The following is a 15,159-nucleotide window of genomic DNA, read 5'->3' as shown; positions in this document are numbered from 1 at the left end:
TGGGCATCCAAAACGGACAGAGAGATAGTCAGGAATCCGGCGAACCGCCCGAAGACCCGGTAATGCGAGCTTTTCTTGCGTGGATCATGAGGGTAGGGCAGGAGGCGGCGACGGGTAAAGCGGATTCGATGCCGGCGTCGGCGAGGTCTCGTGAAGGTTCGGTGCGACCCCTGATACCACCAGGCCTTGCTAGAACTAGACTCGATCCGTTCGATGGCGAGCGGGAAGGATACGCGGTGGGGATTCTGGAGACGATCAAGGACCCGCTCGACGTGAAGCGCCTTGAGGTGGGGGAGCTGCCCGCGCTGGCGGCGGAGATCCGCGAGCTGCTGGTCTCCTCCGTGGCGAAGACCGGCGGCCACCTCGGGCCCAACCTCGGCGTCGTCGAGCTGACCATCGCCCTCCACAGGGTCTTCGACTCACCGCGCGACCCGATCCTGTTCGACACCGGCCACCAGGCGTACGTGCACAAGATGCTGACGGGCCGGGCCGGGCAGTTCGGCACGCTCCGCCAGGAGGGCGGCCTGTCGGGCTACCCCAGCCAGACCGAGTCCGAGCACGACGTGATCGAGAACTCGCACGCCTCCACCGCCCTGTCGTACGCCGACGGGCTGGCCAAGGCGATGGTGCTGCGGGGGGAGACCGGCCGCACGGTGGTGGCGGTGATCGGCGACGGCGCGCTGACCGGCGGCATGGCCTGGGAGGCGCTCAACAACATCGCCGGGCGCAAGGACCTGCCGCTGATCATCGTGGTCAACGACAACGGCCGCTCCTACTCGCCGACGATCGGCGGTCTCGCCTCCCACCTGTCGTCCCTGCGGATGACCCAGGGCTACGAGCACGTGCTCGAACTGGTGAAGCACAACCTCGCCAAGGTGCCGGTGGTCGGCACGCCGCTCTACGACACGCTGCACGGCATCAAGAAGGGCCTGAAGGACATCCTGACCCCCCAGGCCATGTTCGAGGATCTCGGGATGAAGTACGTCGGCCCGATCGACGGCCACGACGAGGCGGCGGTGGAGGCCGCCCTGCGCCGGGCCAGGGGTTTCCGCGGGCCCGTCATCGTGCACGCGCTCACCCGCAAGGGCAACGGCTACACGCACGCGGAGAACCACGACGAGGACTGCTTCCACGGCCCCGGCCCGTTCGACCCGCTGACGGGCGAGGAGCGGCCCAAGCCGCACAGCTGGACCAACGTGTTCAGCGAGGAGATCGTCAAGATCGGCGGGGAGCGGGACGACGTCGTCGCGATCACCGCGGCGATGCTCCACCCGGTCGGCCTGGCCGCGTTCGCCGAGACGTACCCCGACCGGATCTACGACGTGGGCATCGCCGAGCAGCACGCCTTGACGAGCGCCGCCGGGCTCGCGATCGGCGGCCTCCACCCGGTCGTGGCCCTCTACGCGACGTTCCTCAACCGGGCCTTCGACCAGCTCCTGATGGACGTGGCGCTGCACCGCCTGCCGGTCACCGTCGTGCTCGACCGCTCGGGCGTGACGGGGGACGACGGCCCCAGCCACAACGGCATGTGGGACCTGTCGATCCTGCAGGTGATCCCCGGACTGTCGATCGCCGTCCCGCGCGACGGCGCGCGGCTGCGCGAACTGCTGGCCGAGGCGGTCCGGATCGACGACGGCCCGTCGGTGGTCCGCTATCCCAAGGGCGGCCTGCCCGAGGACGTGGAGGCCGTCGGCAAGCTGGGCGAGATGGACGTGCTGCGCGCCGGCGACGCCGACGTGCTGCTGGTCGCGGTCGGCCCGATGGCCGGGATCTGCATGGAGGCCGCGAACCTCCTCGACGCGCAGGGCATCTCGGCCACCGTCGTCGACCCCCGCTGGGTGAAGCCGCTGGACGAGGCCCTGGTGCTGGCCGCGGCCGCGCACAAGCTGGTCGTCGTGGTGGAGGACAACGGGCGGGTCGGCGGCGTGGGCGACGCCGTGTCGCGCATGCTGCGCGACGCCGACGTGGACGTGCCGGTCCGGACCCACGGCATCCCCCAGCGCTTCCTCGACCACGCCAAGCGGGCCAAGATCCTCTCCGACATCGGCCTGACCGCGCAGGACCTCGCCCGTCAGATCACCGAGGCCGTGGCGCGCCGGTCGCAGGTGATGGAGAGTCATCCGGCGCGGCTCGCGCAGCCCACCGATTGACAACCAGGAGTAATACCGGTGTGACCGGGAAGTCTGCAGGTCATCGACGTGATGAGGAGCCTGCCGATGAGCCTTTTCCGGACGAAGCCGGTAGAACAGTCGATTGAGGATGCCGAAGGCGGCGAGCATCGGCTCAGGCGCAGCCTGAGCGCGTTCGACCTCACCGTCTTCGGCATCGGCGTCATCGTGGGCACGGGCATCTTCGTGCTGACCGGCCTGGCGGCGCGCAACACGGCGGGCCCGGCCGTCGCGATCTCCTTCGTCGTCGCCGGGGTCGTGTGCGCGCTCGCGGCCCTGTGCTACGCCGAGTTCGCCGCGACGGTCCCGGTCGCGGGCTCCGCCTACACCTACGCGTACGCCACGATCGGCGAGTTTCCGGCCTGGATCATCGGCTGGGACCTGATGCTGGAGCTGGCACTGGGCGCGGCGGTGGTCGCCTCGGGCTGGTCGGGCTACTTCGCCTCGTTGCTGAAGAACTTCGGGATCTACCTGCCGCCGTCCATCGCCGGAGAGGACGCCGTCGTCAACATTCCGGCGGCGCTGATCGTGCTCCTGCTGACCGGGGTGCTGGTCGCCGGCATCAAGATGTCGGCCCGGTTCAACGGCGCCATGGTGGCGGTCAAGCTGGCCGTGGTGCTGCTCGTGATCATCGCCGGGCTGTTCTTCGTCAAGGGGGCCAACTACCGGCCGTTCATCCCGTCGTCGCAGCACATGGCCGCGGGGTCGGGCATGAAGGCCCCGCTCATCCAGGTGCTGTTCGGCGTGCAGCCGGTCGCGTACGGCGTCTTCGGCGTCTTCACCGCCGCCGCCCTGGTGTTCTTCGCCTACATCGGCTTCGACGTCGTGGCGACCGCGGCAGAGGAGACCCGCCGCCCGCAGCGCGACCTGCCGATCGGGATCATCGCCTCGCTCGTCGTCTGCACGATCCTCTACGTGGCGGTCTCGCTCGTGGTCGTCGGCATGCAGCACTACTCGGAGCTCAGCGCGACGGCCCCGCTCGCCGACGCCTTCCGGTCGGTGGGCCAGCCCTGGATGGCCACGCTGATCAGCGTCGGAGCCATCGCCGGGCTCACCACGGTCGTGATGATCCTCATGCTCGGCCAGAGCCGGGTGCTGTTCGCGATGTGCCGCGACAACCTGCTGCCCCGCACCCTCGCCAAGGTCCACCCGACGTTCCGCACGCCGTACCGGATCACGATCGTCATCGGCGTGGCCACCGCGCTGCTCGCGGCGCTGATTCCGCTCAGCGCCATCGCGGAGCTGGTGAACATCGGCACGCTGTTCGCGTTCGTGATCGTCGCCGTGGCGGTGGTGATCCTGCGCCGGACCCGTCCCGACCTGCCCCGCGCCTTCCGCACGCCGTTCGTGCCGCTGGTGCCGGTCCTGTCGGTGCTGGCCTCGGCCTACCTGATGCTCAACCTGCCCGTGGAGACCTGGATCCGGTTCTTCGTGTGGATGATCGTGGGCTCGGCCGTCTACTTCCTGTACGGCCACCGCCGCAGCAGGGTGGCGGCTACAACCCCCGGGGAATCAGTCCTCGAACGGTGAGCACGGCGCCGACGGCGGCCAGCAGCAGGCCGCTCGCGCCGAGCAACAGACGGTAGCCGCGGGAGGTCAGCCGGTGCCGGCCGGCCCCCACGGCTCCCGCCAGCGCCACCTTGGAACCCACCAGGACCAGGTAGAAGCCGCCCACGAAGGCCAGCGCGTACGCCGGGGCCCGGTCCCAGGCCGAGACGAAGATCGGTGAGCCCACCGCGATCCAGAACAGCCAGGGGTGGGGGTTGAGCAGGTTCACCACCACACCGCGCAGGACCTCCCGGACGGAGGACGGCGCGTCCTCGCCGGGCCGGGGCGGCAGGGCCGTACGGGCCTCGCGCAGCGTCTCCACGCCCAGGTACACGACGTAGATCCCGCCCCCGACCGCCAGCGCGCGCAGGAGCACCTGCGGCAGCGCTCCGACGGCCGTCACGGCCAGCAGCACCACGGGCAGATCGGACAGCAGCGGCACGCAGGCCAGGCGCACCCCCGAGCGGAACCCGCCACGCAGGCTGGCGGTGATGACGAGCGTCAGCAGCGCACCGGGGGTTACGCCTGCCCCCAGGCCGAGACTGAGCCCCATCAGCAGTTCCGTCACGCCGGCGACCTCCCGTTTCGTCCGCACGAGAGGTTATCGCCGGTCGCGGCGGTCGAGATCGCCGCCTTGCCCGGTCGGACCGCCGCGCCGGCGCGACGGCGGATCAGCGGCGACGGGCGTCTCCTGCTCGCGGGAGCCGGTCGCGCCGTGGTCACCCCGTGGGCGACCACGGCCGATAGATGGCCGATTGCGCCGGTCGACCCCGGTTCACGCCGAATGAACCGGCGGTGGACCCGGTCCTGATCTCCTTGCGGCGAACCCTCGCGGTTCTGTGCGTACCCCCGCTCGTTGGAGATTCGATGCGCCCTCGCCCGCGCGGCATCGCCCTGGCTGCCTGTGCTCTGCTGACGGCCGGTGCCGTACACGCCGTCCCCGCCGTCCCCGCGGCGGCCGAGAGGACCGCCGGTCCGTCGCCGTCCGCCGCCTCGTCCGAGCGGGAGGCGGTGGAGCTCGCGCGGACGTCGCGGCAGCGGGTGGAGGTGCTGCCGCTGCGCACCGAGACGCGGCAGGTGTTCGCCAACGCCGACGGCAGCCTCACCTCCGAGACGTCGGCGCTGCCCGAGCGGGTACGGCGCGGCACCGGCTGGGCCGATGTCGACCCGACTCTGGTCTTCGCCGGGGACGGCACGGTGCGCACGGTGGCGACCCCGCTGGAGCTGACCTTCTCCGGCGGCGGGACGGCCCCTCTGGCCGCTATCGGCGAGGGGGGGCGCTCGGTGGCGATGACCTGGCCGGGAAACCTCCCCAAGCCGTCCCTCGAGGGCGACACCGCGACGTACGCCGAGGTGCTGCCGGGTGTGGACCTGCGGGTGACCGCGTCGGTGTTCGGCTTTTCCGAGGTGCTCGTGGTCAAGTCCAGGCAGGCCGCCGCCAACCCCGCGCTGAACCGGCTCGACTTCGGGATGCGGGCGAACGGGCTGACGGTGCGCAAGACGGCGACCGGCGGCCTGAGCGCGGTCACCGACTCGGGGACCGAGGTGTTCCACGCGCCGGCGCCGCGCATGTGGGACTCCTCGGGCGTGCCGGACGCCGCCGCCACGATGAAGACCGAGCCGGCACGCGAGGGCAGGCAGGCCGTCATGGGTGTCGACGCCGCTCCGGACCGTATCGCGCTCACCCCGGACAAGAACCTGCTGACCGCCGCCGACACCACGTATCCGGTCTACATCGACCCGCAGTGGTCCGGGTCGAAGCTGGCCTGGACGTACGTGGACAAGGCCTACCCGTCGCAGCAGTACTGGAACTCCAGCCACATGCCGGAGGCGGGCTCCTACGGCAGCGGTGTCAAACGGTCGTTCTTCCGGATGGACTCCGACAACGTCAACGGCAAGCACATCTTGAAGGCGACGTTCCGGATCACGCAGGTCAAGTCGTGGGGCTGCACCTCCGATCCACAGGCCGTGCAACTCTGGCTGACCGGCGGCATATCGTCCTCGACGACCTGGAACCGTCAGCCGTCCTGGAGCAGCCATCTGGACAGCGTCGCCTCCGACGCCGGCTACAGCTCCTCCTGCCCGGACAAGGGCATCGAGTTCAACGTGACCAGCGCGATCGTCAAGGCCGCCAAGAACGGCTGGTCGAGCACGACGTTCGGGCTGAGGGACTACAACGACACCAGCGGCAGCGTGTGGGGGTGGAAGGGCTTCAGCAACGCGCCGAAGCTCGTCATCGACTACAACACCCCGCCGGCGGTCCCGTCGGGCATCGGCACCTACCCGGCGACCCCGTGCGTCACCGGAGCCTCCCGCCCGGCCGTGAACGCCGGTGACGCGGCCAACCCGCTCCAGCTCAAGGCCCGTATCTACGACCCGGACAAGGCCAACGACGGCGTACGGGCCGAGTTCGTCCTGCACCATTACAACGCGGCCACCGGCGTGTGGGACGACATCACCTCGACCATGCCCGGCGGCGGCAAGACCGCCTACAAATACACCACCTCGCCCACCGACCACTCGGTCAAGCTGTCCGGGCTCGTCACCGGTCACAGCTACGCCTTCAAGGTCAAGGCCTACGACAGCACCGACTCCAGCGCGTGGAGCAAGTGGTGCGAGTTCACCGTGGACACGATCGACCCGGTCACCCTCCCCAAGGTGACCTCCGCCGACTATCCGGCCGACACTCCCGACGAGTGGAAGGGCAGCGTGGGCTGGGCGGGCGGGTTCACGCTGGCCCCCGGCGACGGCGAGACCGACGTGACGGCCTTCCGGTGGGCGCTTGACGACCCCGCCCTGGCCACCGCCGCCACACAGGTGAAGATCCCGGCCGGGCAGACCTCCGTCAACGTGCGCGTCGCCCCCCGCCATGACTGGCTGAACGCCTTGTATGTCTATCCGGTCGACCGGGCGGGCAACGTCGGCAAGACCCCCGCCGTCTACAGCTTCTACGTCAACGCCGGGTTCGGCCCGGAGGGACACTGGCGGCTGGACGAGACCTCGGGCACCACGGCGGCCGACTCCGGGGCGACGACGCATCCGGCGACGATCGCGGGCGGCGCCACCTGGTTCCCCGGCCGCGTGGCCGGGGGGCTGCGCCTGAACGGCGGCACCGGGTACGGCAGCACGGACGGCCCGGTGGTGCACACCGACAGGAGCATGAGCGTCTCGGCCTGGGCACTGCTGAACGACAAGAGCAAGAACTCCACCGTGGTCAGCCAGAACGCCGCGCGCAACTCGGGATTCCAGCTCTACTACTCCTCCGGCTACAAGCGGTGGATCTTCAACAAGATCGACGCCGACGTCGACGACATGACCATCGTCAGGGCGATCAGCGATGACGAGCCGACGACCGGCGTCTGGACCCACCTGACCGGCGTGTGGGACGCGCCCCACAGGCAACTGCGCCTGTACGTCAACGGCATTCTCCAGTCCACGACGGGTCCCTTCCCCTACACGCCCTGGGACGCGACCGGCCCGCTGCAGCTCGGCCGGGTGCAGTGGCACGGCACGTACATCGAGAACTTCGCCGGCGACATCGACGACGTGAAGATCTGGAAGCGGGAGCTGTCGGACGACCCGCGCACCGTCAACGACCCGGCGCTCGGCAACGAGATCGCCGCCATGGCCAAACAGCCGCCCATCCAGCGCGGCTTGTGGACGTTCGAGGAAGGCACAGGCACCACCGCGGCCAACTCCACCGACAGCCGCTGGCCCGCGGCGCTCGGCGGCGACGCCGGCTGGTCCGGCGACGGCTTCGACGGCGGCGGCGCACTCAGCCTCAACGGCACCACCGGCTACGCGGCCACCCCGTCGGCGCCGCTGCGCAGCGACCACAGCTACACGGTGACGGCCTGGGTACGCCTGGCGGGCGACGACACCTGCGTGCTGCCGAACCACGCGATCACCGTCCTGGCCCAGGACGGAACCGCGTACAGCTCCTTCTACCTCGGTTACCGGCTCATCGCGGAGAACGGCGTCGCGGTGCCGCACTGGTCGTTCTCGACGACCCCCGACGCCGACAGCGGCACCCTGACGCACGCCATCTCGGCCGAGCCCGTCGACTGCTCGGTGCTCAACACCTGGACCCATCTGGCGGGCGTGTACGACGAGCAGTCCAAGCAGATCCGCCTCTACGTCAACGGCCAGCTCAACGACCAACGTGCCGTCACCGGCGGATGGGCGGCAGGGGCGCTGCAGATCGGCCGCGCCGAATACCGCAGCGCGCCCGTGGACTACTTCGGCGGTGACATCGACGACGTCCGCGCGTACACCGGGGTCCTGACCGATCGCCAGGTCCTGAACATCGCGATGAACCTCCCCCTGGACGGCTGACCGCCGCCTCGTCCCCCTCTCATCCACGTTCAACCGGAGGTAGTCGTGCTCGCTACATGGCGAGGCTGGGCCGGGGTCGCCGGAATGCTGGCGGTCGTGGTGCCGGCCGCTCTGGCCGTACCCGTTCCGGAGGCTCGGGCGTCAGGCGACCCGGGCTGGCACGAGGCGCGGGACCAGCGTCCCGTGCCCGGCCACGAGAGCCGCACACGGGCCGCCGTCCCCGACCCCGGGGCCCGGTTCGACCTCCGGGGCGCCCCCGAGGTGACCTGGCCGCTGCCGGGCACCGCGACGGTCACCCTCGGCTCCCCGGCGGAGGACGCGGCGGCCGCGAAGTCTTCCGCCGGGGCCTCCGCCGGGGCCTCCGCGGGGGCAGGCGCGGAGGCCGGCATGGCGCGGGCCGGCGGGCTGCCGGTGTGGATCGGCCCGGCGGGCTCCCGCGCCGGGACTCCGGCCGTCGGGGAGAGCCCGGCCACGGCGAGGGCCTCGTCGGAGGACGAGCCGGTCCCCGCCGTGTCGGTGCGGGTGCTCGACCCGCGAACGGCTGAGCAGTTGCGGGTCGTCGGCCTGGGCCTCCAGCTGACCCCGCGGGCGACCTCGCACGCGACTCCGTTCCCGACCGCGCAAGCGGCCCCGGGAGCGACGCCACAAGAGGCCGCGCGGGCCGCAGGCGCGGCACGGCGGGTCGCCGTCCAGGTCGACTACTCGGGCTTCCGGTACGCCTACGGCGGCGACTGGGCGTCCCGGCTGCGCCTGGTGCGTCTGCCGGACTGCGCGGCCACCACTCCGGACCTGCCCGGCTGCCAGGCACGGACGCCGCTGCCCACCCGTAACGACGTCACGACCGGCCGGTTGACCGCCGATGTGGACCTCGCCGCCGCGACGACGATGACGCTGGCGGCCGAGGCCGCGCCCTCGGGGTCGGCGGGCACCTATGAGGCCACCTCACTGTCACCTTCGGCGACCTGGAGCGTCAGCGACCAGAGCGGCGCGTTCTCCTGGTCGTATCCGCTGCGCCTGCCGCCGGTTCCCGGCGGGCCGACCCCCAATGTCGGGTTCGCCTACTCCTCCGGCAGCGTCGACGGCCGTACGGTCGCCACCAACAACCAGGCCTCCTGGATCGGCGAGGGCTTCGACTACTGGCCCGGGTTCGTCGAGCGCAGATACAAGGCGTGCGCCGACGACGGCGTCACGCCCAAGCGCAACGACCAGTGCTGGGGCAATCACAACGCCACGCTGTCGCTGAACGGGCAGGCCACCGAGCTGGTGCTGGACGACGCGACCGGCACCTGGCAGCCGGAGGACGACGACGGCGCGAAAATCGAGAAGCTGTCCGGTGCCGACAACGGCGACGACGACGGCGAGTACTGGCGTGTCACCAGCCCCGACGGCACTCAGTACTACTTCGGCCGCAACCACCTGCCGGGGTGGGCCGAAGGCAAGGCGGAGACGGACTCCACCTGGACCGTGCCGGTCTTCGGCGACGACGACGGCGAGCCCTGTCACACGTCGTCCTTCTCCGACTCCTGGTGCCGGCAGGCCTGGCGGTGGAACCTCGACTACGTCGTCGATCCGCACGGCACGGTCAGCACCTTCTGGTACGGCAAGGAGACCAACTACTACCGCCGCGACGTCACCACGCTGACCGACGGCGCGCCCAACGGCACTCCCACCGTCTATGACCGGGGCGGCTACCTCAAGCGCATCGACTACGGCCAGCGCTCCGATGCGATCTTCACCTCGTCCGCCCCGGCGCGGGTCTCCTTCGACGTGAAGGAGCGATGCATCCCCACGTCGAGCTTCGACTGCGCGGCGGACACGTTCACCAAGGACAACGCCAAATATTGGCCGGACGTCCCGTACGACCAGAACTGCGACTCCGGCGAGAAGTGCCTCGACAGGTACTCCCCGACGTTCTGGACGCGCAAGCGGCTGGCCGCCGTCACCACCCAGGTGCTGTCCGGGAGCGCGTACAAGGACGTCGACACCTGGACACTCGACCAGCAGATGCGCGCCCCCGGCGACGGCACCGCGGCCACGCTCTGGCTGGCGGGGATCACCCACACCGGCAAGGTCGGCGGCACGGCGTCGTTGCCGGCGGTGAGGTTCGGGGGCGTCCAGAAGCCCAACCGCGTCGACGCCCTCGAAGGACGCCCGCCGCTGACCAAGTGGCGGATCTCGGCGATCGACAACGAGACCGGCGGCTCCCTGTCCGTCGCCTACTCCGGCGAGGACTGCACGGCCGGCGACACGCCGGACATCGGGACCAACACCCGGCGGTGCTACCCGCAGTACTGGTCGCCCGAGGGCGCGACCTCGCCCAAGCTCGACTGGTTCCACAAGTACGTCGTCACCCAGGTGCGGGAGATCGACCGCACGGGCGGCGCGCCCGACGAGGTGACGAGCTACGAGTACCTCGGCGGCGGCGCCTGGCACCACGATGACGACGACGGGCTGACCAAGGAGAAATACAAGACCTGGTCGCAGTGGCGCGGCTACGGCAGGGTGCGGGTCACCCACGGGGAGGCGCCCGAGCAGCGCTCCCAGTCGGAGTACCTCTACTTCCGCGGCATGGACGGCGACGAGCTGCCCGGCGGGGGCACGCGGAACGCGAAGGTCACCGACTCCACGGGCGCCGCGGTGGACGACGCCGGCGCACTGCAGGGACGGGTCCGGGAGGAGATCCACTACGACGGTCCCGGCGGGCCCGCGTTGAGCGGCACCATCACCGGTTACTGGGTGAAGCGGACCGCCACGCGCGTGCGCTCCTGGGGCACGACCACCGCGAGCATGGTGCGCGAGGACACCGAGCGCACCCGCACCGCGCTCGCCTCCGGCGGCTGGCGCCGCACCCGGACCGACACCGACTACAACGCCGACGGCCTGCCCACCCAGGTCGACGACCTCGGCGACGAGTCGACCGCGGGCGACGACCAGTGCACCCGCACGGAGTACGTCCGCGACACCGCCCGATGGATGGTCTCGTACGTATCGCGGGTGGAGACCGTCACCAAGGCGTGCGGCGTCACCCCGGCCCGGCCCGGTGACGTGGCCTCCGACGTGCGCAAGTACTACGACGGCAAGGCGTTCGGCGCCGCGCCGTCCAGGGGCGACGTCACCAGGACCGAGAAGCTCGGCTCATGGGACGGCGGCCCGCAGTACGTCACCGTCGGCACCACCACCTTCGACGCCTACGGCAGGCCGCTGGTCGTCACCGACGCCTCTGGCGGGAAGACGACCACGGCGTACACCCCGGCGACCGGGCTGGTCACCGTCAAGGCGGAGACCAACCCGATGGGTCATGTCACCAGGACCGAGCTGGAGCCCGCCTGGGGCCTGCCGGTCGCCACCGTCGATGTCAACGGCAAGCGCACCGACCTGGCCTACGACGCACTGGGCCGGTTGACCGCCGTCTGGCTGCCGGGGCGTGCCAAGGCGACGTACGCCTCGGCGCCGAACATGAAGTTCGGCTACCTGGTCCGGGCGAACGGGCCGACCTCGGTGACCACCTCGACACTCCGCAACGACGGGGCGACCTACACCACCGGCTACGCCCTCTACGACGGCCTCCTGCGTCACCGGCAGACCCAGCAGCCCGCCCCCGGCGGCGGCCGCGTGGTGAACGACACGCTGTACGACACGCGCGGCCTGGTCTACAAGACCAACCAGGACTACTACGTCGAGGGGGCCCCCGGCGCCACGCTGTGGACCCCGGCCAGCGACGACGACGTCCCCGGGCAGAGCGTCACCCTCTACAACGGCATGGAGTGGGCCACCGCGCAGATCTTCCGCAAGCGCGGCAGCGAGCAGTGGCGGACCACCACCACGTACGGCGGCGACCGTATCAGCGTCGATCCACCGGCCGGAGCCACCCCGACCACCAGCATCACCAACGCACGCGGCGAGCTCGTCGAGTTCCGGGAGTACAGGAGCGACGGCCCGAGCGGGGACTACGACGCCACCACCTACACCTACACGGCCACCGGGCAGCCCGCGGCCATCAAGGACGCCGACGGCAACGCGTGGGCCTACCACTACGACCTGCGCGGCCGCCTCGTTCAGCTCGACGACCCCGACAAGGGCACCGCGAAGCTGACCTATGACGACAGGACCGACCGGCTGCTGACGGCCACCGACGCCCGCGGCAAGAGCGTCTACTTCACTTACGACGCCCTCGGCCGCAAGACCGCGGAATACGAGGGGACATCGGCGAGCGGCACCAAGCTCGCCGAGTGGAAGTACGACGTGCTGCCCGACGGCACCGCCGCCAAGGGCCAGCCGGTCTCGTCCACGCGGTATGTGAAGAACGCCGCCACCGGCGCGACGGACGCCTATACCGACGTGGTCACCCGCCTCGACGACGCCTACCGGCCCCTGCAGGCCCAGACGGTCGTCCCGGCCGCCGAAGGCGCCCTGGCCGGGACCTACACCGTCAGCACCGACTACAACCTCGACGGCACCGTCCACCGGGCCGTGCTGCCCGCCGCGGGCGGCCTGCCGGCCGAGACGATGCTGTACGGCTACGACGAGCTCGGCCATCCCACCACCACGCGCGGCCTGACCAACTACGTCACCTCCACCACCTACTCCAAGCTCGGCCAGCTGCTCGACATGACCATGAGCACCGGCCTGAAGCGGGTGAAGGAGACCAACTTCTACGAGGAGGGGACGGGCCGGCTCACCCGGTCCCTCCTCGAGCGGGAGACCTCCCCGATCTCGGTCGCGGACACCAACTACACCTACGACCCGTCGGGCGACATCACCAAGATCGCCGACACTCCGTCCGGTCAGACGCCCGATGTCCAGTGCTTCCGCCAGGACCATCTGCAGCGGCTGACCGAGGCCTGGACCGCCACCGACGGCTGCGCCTCCGGGCCCTCGGCCGCCGTCGTCGGCGGGGCCGCGCCGTACTGGCAGTCCTTCGGCTACGACAAGGTCGGCAACCGCACCAGGGAGGTCGACCACGGGGCCGGCGGTGACGTCACCAAGACCTACGCGTACGCGGGGGCCGGCAAGCCCCAGCCGCACACCCTCACCTCGGTCGCCTATCAGGGCGGCGACCGCGACGGTCAGATCGACAGCTACACCTACGACGCCGCCGGCAACACCACCGAGCGCGGCTCCGGCCGCACCCTGGAGTGGGACGTCGAGGGTCACCTCGCCAAGTCCACCGACCCGTCCGGCGTCAGCACCTTCGTCTACGACGCCGTCGGGGACCGGCTGATCCGCCGCGATCCCACCTCGGCGACGCTCTACGTCGCGGGCATGGAGATCCGGCTCGACAAGGCCACCGGGGTCAAGACCGCTACTCGCTACTACTCCCACGGTGGCCAGGTCGTCGCCGCCCGCACCACCGGCAAGGCTCTCACCTGGCTGGGGGCCGACCAGCACGGCACCACCGACGTCTCGGTGACCGACGACGACGCGCAGACACCCGTCCGCCGCCGCTTCACCCCCTTCGGGCAGCAGCGTGGCACGCCGCCGTCGTTCTGGCCCGGCCAACGGGGCTTCGTCGGCGGCGTCATCGACGAGGCCACCGCTCTCACCCACCTCGGTGCCCGCGAGTACGACGCCGAGACCGGTCGCTTCATCTCGGTCGACCCGGTGTTCGACGTCACCGACCCGCAGAGCTGGAACGGCTACGCCTACGCCGGCAACAACCCGGTGAACGCGTCGGACCCGACGGGGCTCATGTACGACGGCGGCACCCAGTGCGGCGTGATCAAGAGCAACCCCTGCAACGGCGGCTCCGGAAGAAAGAGCAACCCCGGCTGCGGCGACTGCGGTGGCGCCCCGGTGTACAACCCGCCGCCCCCGCCGAGCAACCCGCCGCACTGCGGGCGCTGGAGCTTCGGCTGCAAGGCCAAGAACTTCTGGAACCAGCACAAGGCCACCATCGTCAACGTCACCGTCTCGGTGACCGTGACGATCGGGTGCGAGGCGGCCACGAGCGGCGCCGGCAGCATCGGCTGCGCCGCGGCGGGTGGCGCCGCCGGCAACCTCGCCGGATACCTCGTCTCGACGCCGCGTGACCAGTGGAGCATGGGCGGCGCGTTCAAGTCCGCGGCGGCCGGAGCCGTGGCCGGGGCCGCCGGCGGGGTGCTCGGCAAGGCCGCATCGGCGGCGCTCGGCAAGCTGGCCACCACGGCGGCGGGCAAGGTCGTCTCCGGGGCCGTCGGCAAGGCGGCCGGCAAGGCCAGAGCGGCGCTCGGCAAGATGGGCGGCGCCGCGGACGACGCAGCCGCGGCGGGAGAAGGCGCGGCCGCGCGATCGGCCGGAAGGAGCGCGGCCCGCGGGAAGCCGCACGCCTCGTCGGGATCCCCTAGTGGCTGTAACAGCTTCGTCGCCGGCACCCTGGTCAAGCTCGCCGACGGCTCCACCGAGGCCATCGAGAAGATCAAGCCCGGCGACAGGGTCCTCGCCACCGACCCCTCGACCGGCAGGACCTCGCCCAAGCTCGTCGTCGCGGCCTTCTCCGGTGTCGGCTATCTGGGCCTCATCCAGATCACGGTCGACACCGACGGCGGGAAGGGCGACGACACCGGCGTCATCCTCGCCACCGAGCACCACCTGTTCTGGGACGGAGAGGACAAGACGTGGGTCTGGGCCGACCGGTTGACGCCCGCCGACCGTCTCCGGACCCCGTCCGGCGCCACGGTCCAGGTCGTCGGCACCACCACCGTCCCGGCCCACCCCACCGTCTACGACCTCACCGTCGCCGACACCCACACCTTCTACGTCCAGGCCGGCACGGCCCCCGTCCTCGTCCACAACTGCGGTCCTTCGCTCGATGATCTGTCTGCGGCGGGACGAGCAGCGGAAAGGAATGGTTTCACCCGTGCTGGGCTCGAGCTTCAAAAACATGCCAGTCGACCGGGGAACGTCGGCCAGTGGCCAAGGCCAGGTGGAAAGCAGACTCAGGCGGCATGGAATAACCTCGGGCAAGATGTGCTTGACGATGTTCTTACACATCCTCAAACCGCGATACGCAGCTACACAAATAAGGACGGAGACAATATCATGGAGTTCCTCCTTCCGGACCGCGGCCTTCAGTTCAGACAGAATGGCGGTGTCGGAGACTGGCTGTTGCATTCGTTTAGGGAAGTATGAC

The 15,159-nt window shown here is 70.6% G+C and carries 5 protein-coding genes; 4 read left to right on the top strand and 1 reads right to left on the bottom strand.

Features of this window, described 5'->3' with window-relative positions:
- Positions 1-236 precede the first annotated feature (236 nt).
- Together dxs and ACQPZZ_RS27860 are read left to right on the top strand one after the other, a co-directional pair.
- Positions 237-2,150 (top strand): 1-deoxy-D-xylulose-5-phosphate synthase, encoded by a 1,914-nt coding sequence (dxs, locus tag ACQPZZ_RS27865; RefSeq protein WP_432923879.1) that lies wholly within the window; start codon positions 237-239, stop codon positions 2,148-2,150.
- 66 nt (positions 2,151-2,216) lie between these two features.
- On the top strand, positions 2,217-3,698 hold the full coding sequence (locus ACQPZZ_RS27860; protein WP_432923877.1) for an amino acid permease: 1,482 nt from the start codon (positions 2,217-2,219) through the stop codon (positions 3,696-3,698).
- Here ACQPZZ_RS27860 and ACQPZZ_RS27855 read toward each other — a convergent pair.
- Positions 3,664-4,284, bottom strand: a complete 621-nt coding sequence (locus ACQPZZ_RS27855; RefSeq protein WP_432923875.1) for a LysE family translocator — start codon at positions 4,282-4,284, stop codon at positions 3,664-3,666. The two genes, ACQPZZ_RS27860 and ACQPZZ_RS27855, sit on opposite strands and share 35 nt — an antisense overlap.
- Before the next feature lie 299 nt (positions 4,285-4,583).
- Between ACQPZZ_RS27855 and ACQPZZ_RS27850 the strand changes: the two genes are divergently transcribed.
- The gene (locus tag ACQPZZ_RS27850) at positions 4,584-8,051 is read left to right on the top strand and encodes a LamG-like jellyroll fold domain-containing protein (RefSeq protein WP_432923873.1); all 3,468 of its coding nucleotides are present in this window, start codon (positions 4,584-4,586) and stop codon (positions 8,049-8,051) included.
- 45 nt (positions 8,052-8,096) lie between these two features.
- Positions 8,097-15,158, top strand: a complete 7,062-nt coding sequence (locus ACQPZZ_RS27845; RefSeq protein WP_432923871.1) for a polymorphic toxin-type HINT domain-containing protein — start codon at positions 8,097-8,099, stop codon at positions 15,156-15,158.
- Position 15,159 lies beyond the last annotated feature (1 nt).

The sequence above is a fragment of the Microbispora sp. CA-135349 genome, from assembly GCF_050947365.1.
Lineage (GTDB): Bacteria > Actinomycetota > Actinomycetes > Streptosporangiales > Streptosporangiaceae > Microbispora.
This window is presented reverse-complemented; position numbering and strand designations above follow the sequence as displayed.

Excerpts from the sequence above, each read along its gene's own strand:
- ACQPZZ_RS27850 (WP_432923873.1), top strand. The coding sequence starts at position 4,584 with ATGCGCCCTCGCCCGCGCGGCATCGCCCTGGCTGCCTGTGCTCTGCTG.
- ACQPZZ_RS27860 (WP_432923877.1), top strand. The coding sequence starts at position 2,217 with ATGAGCCTTTTCCGGACGAAGCCGGTAGAACAGTCGATTGAGGATGCC.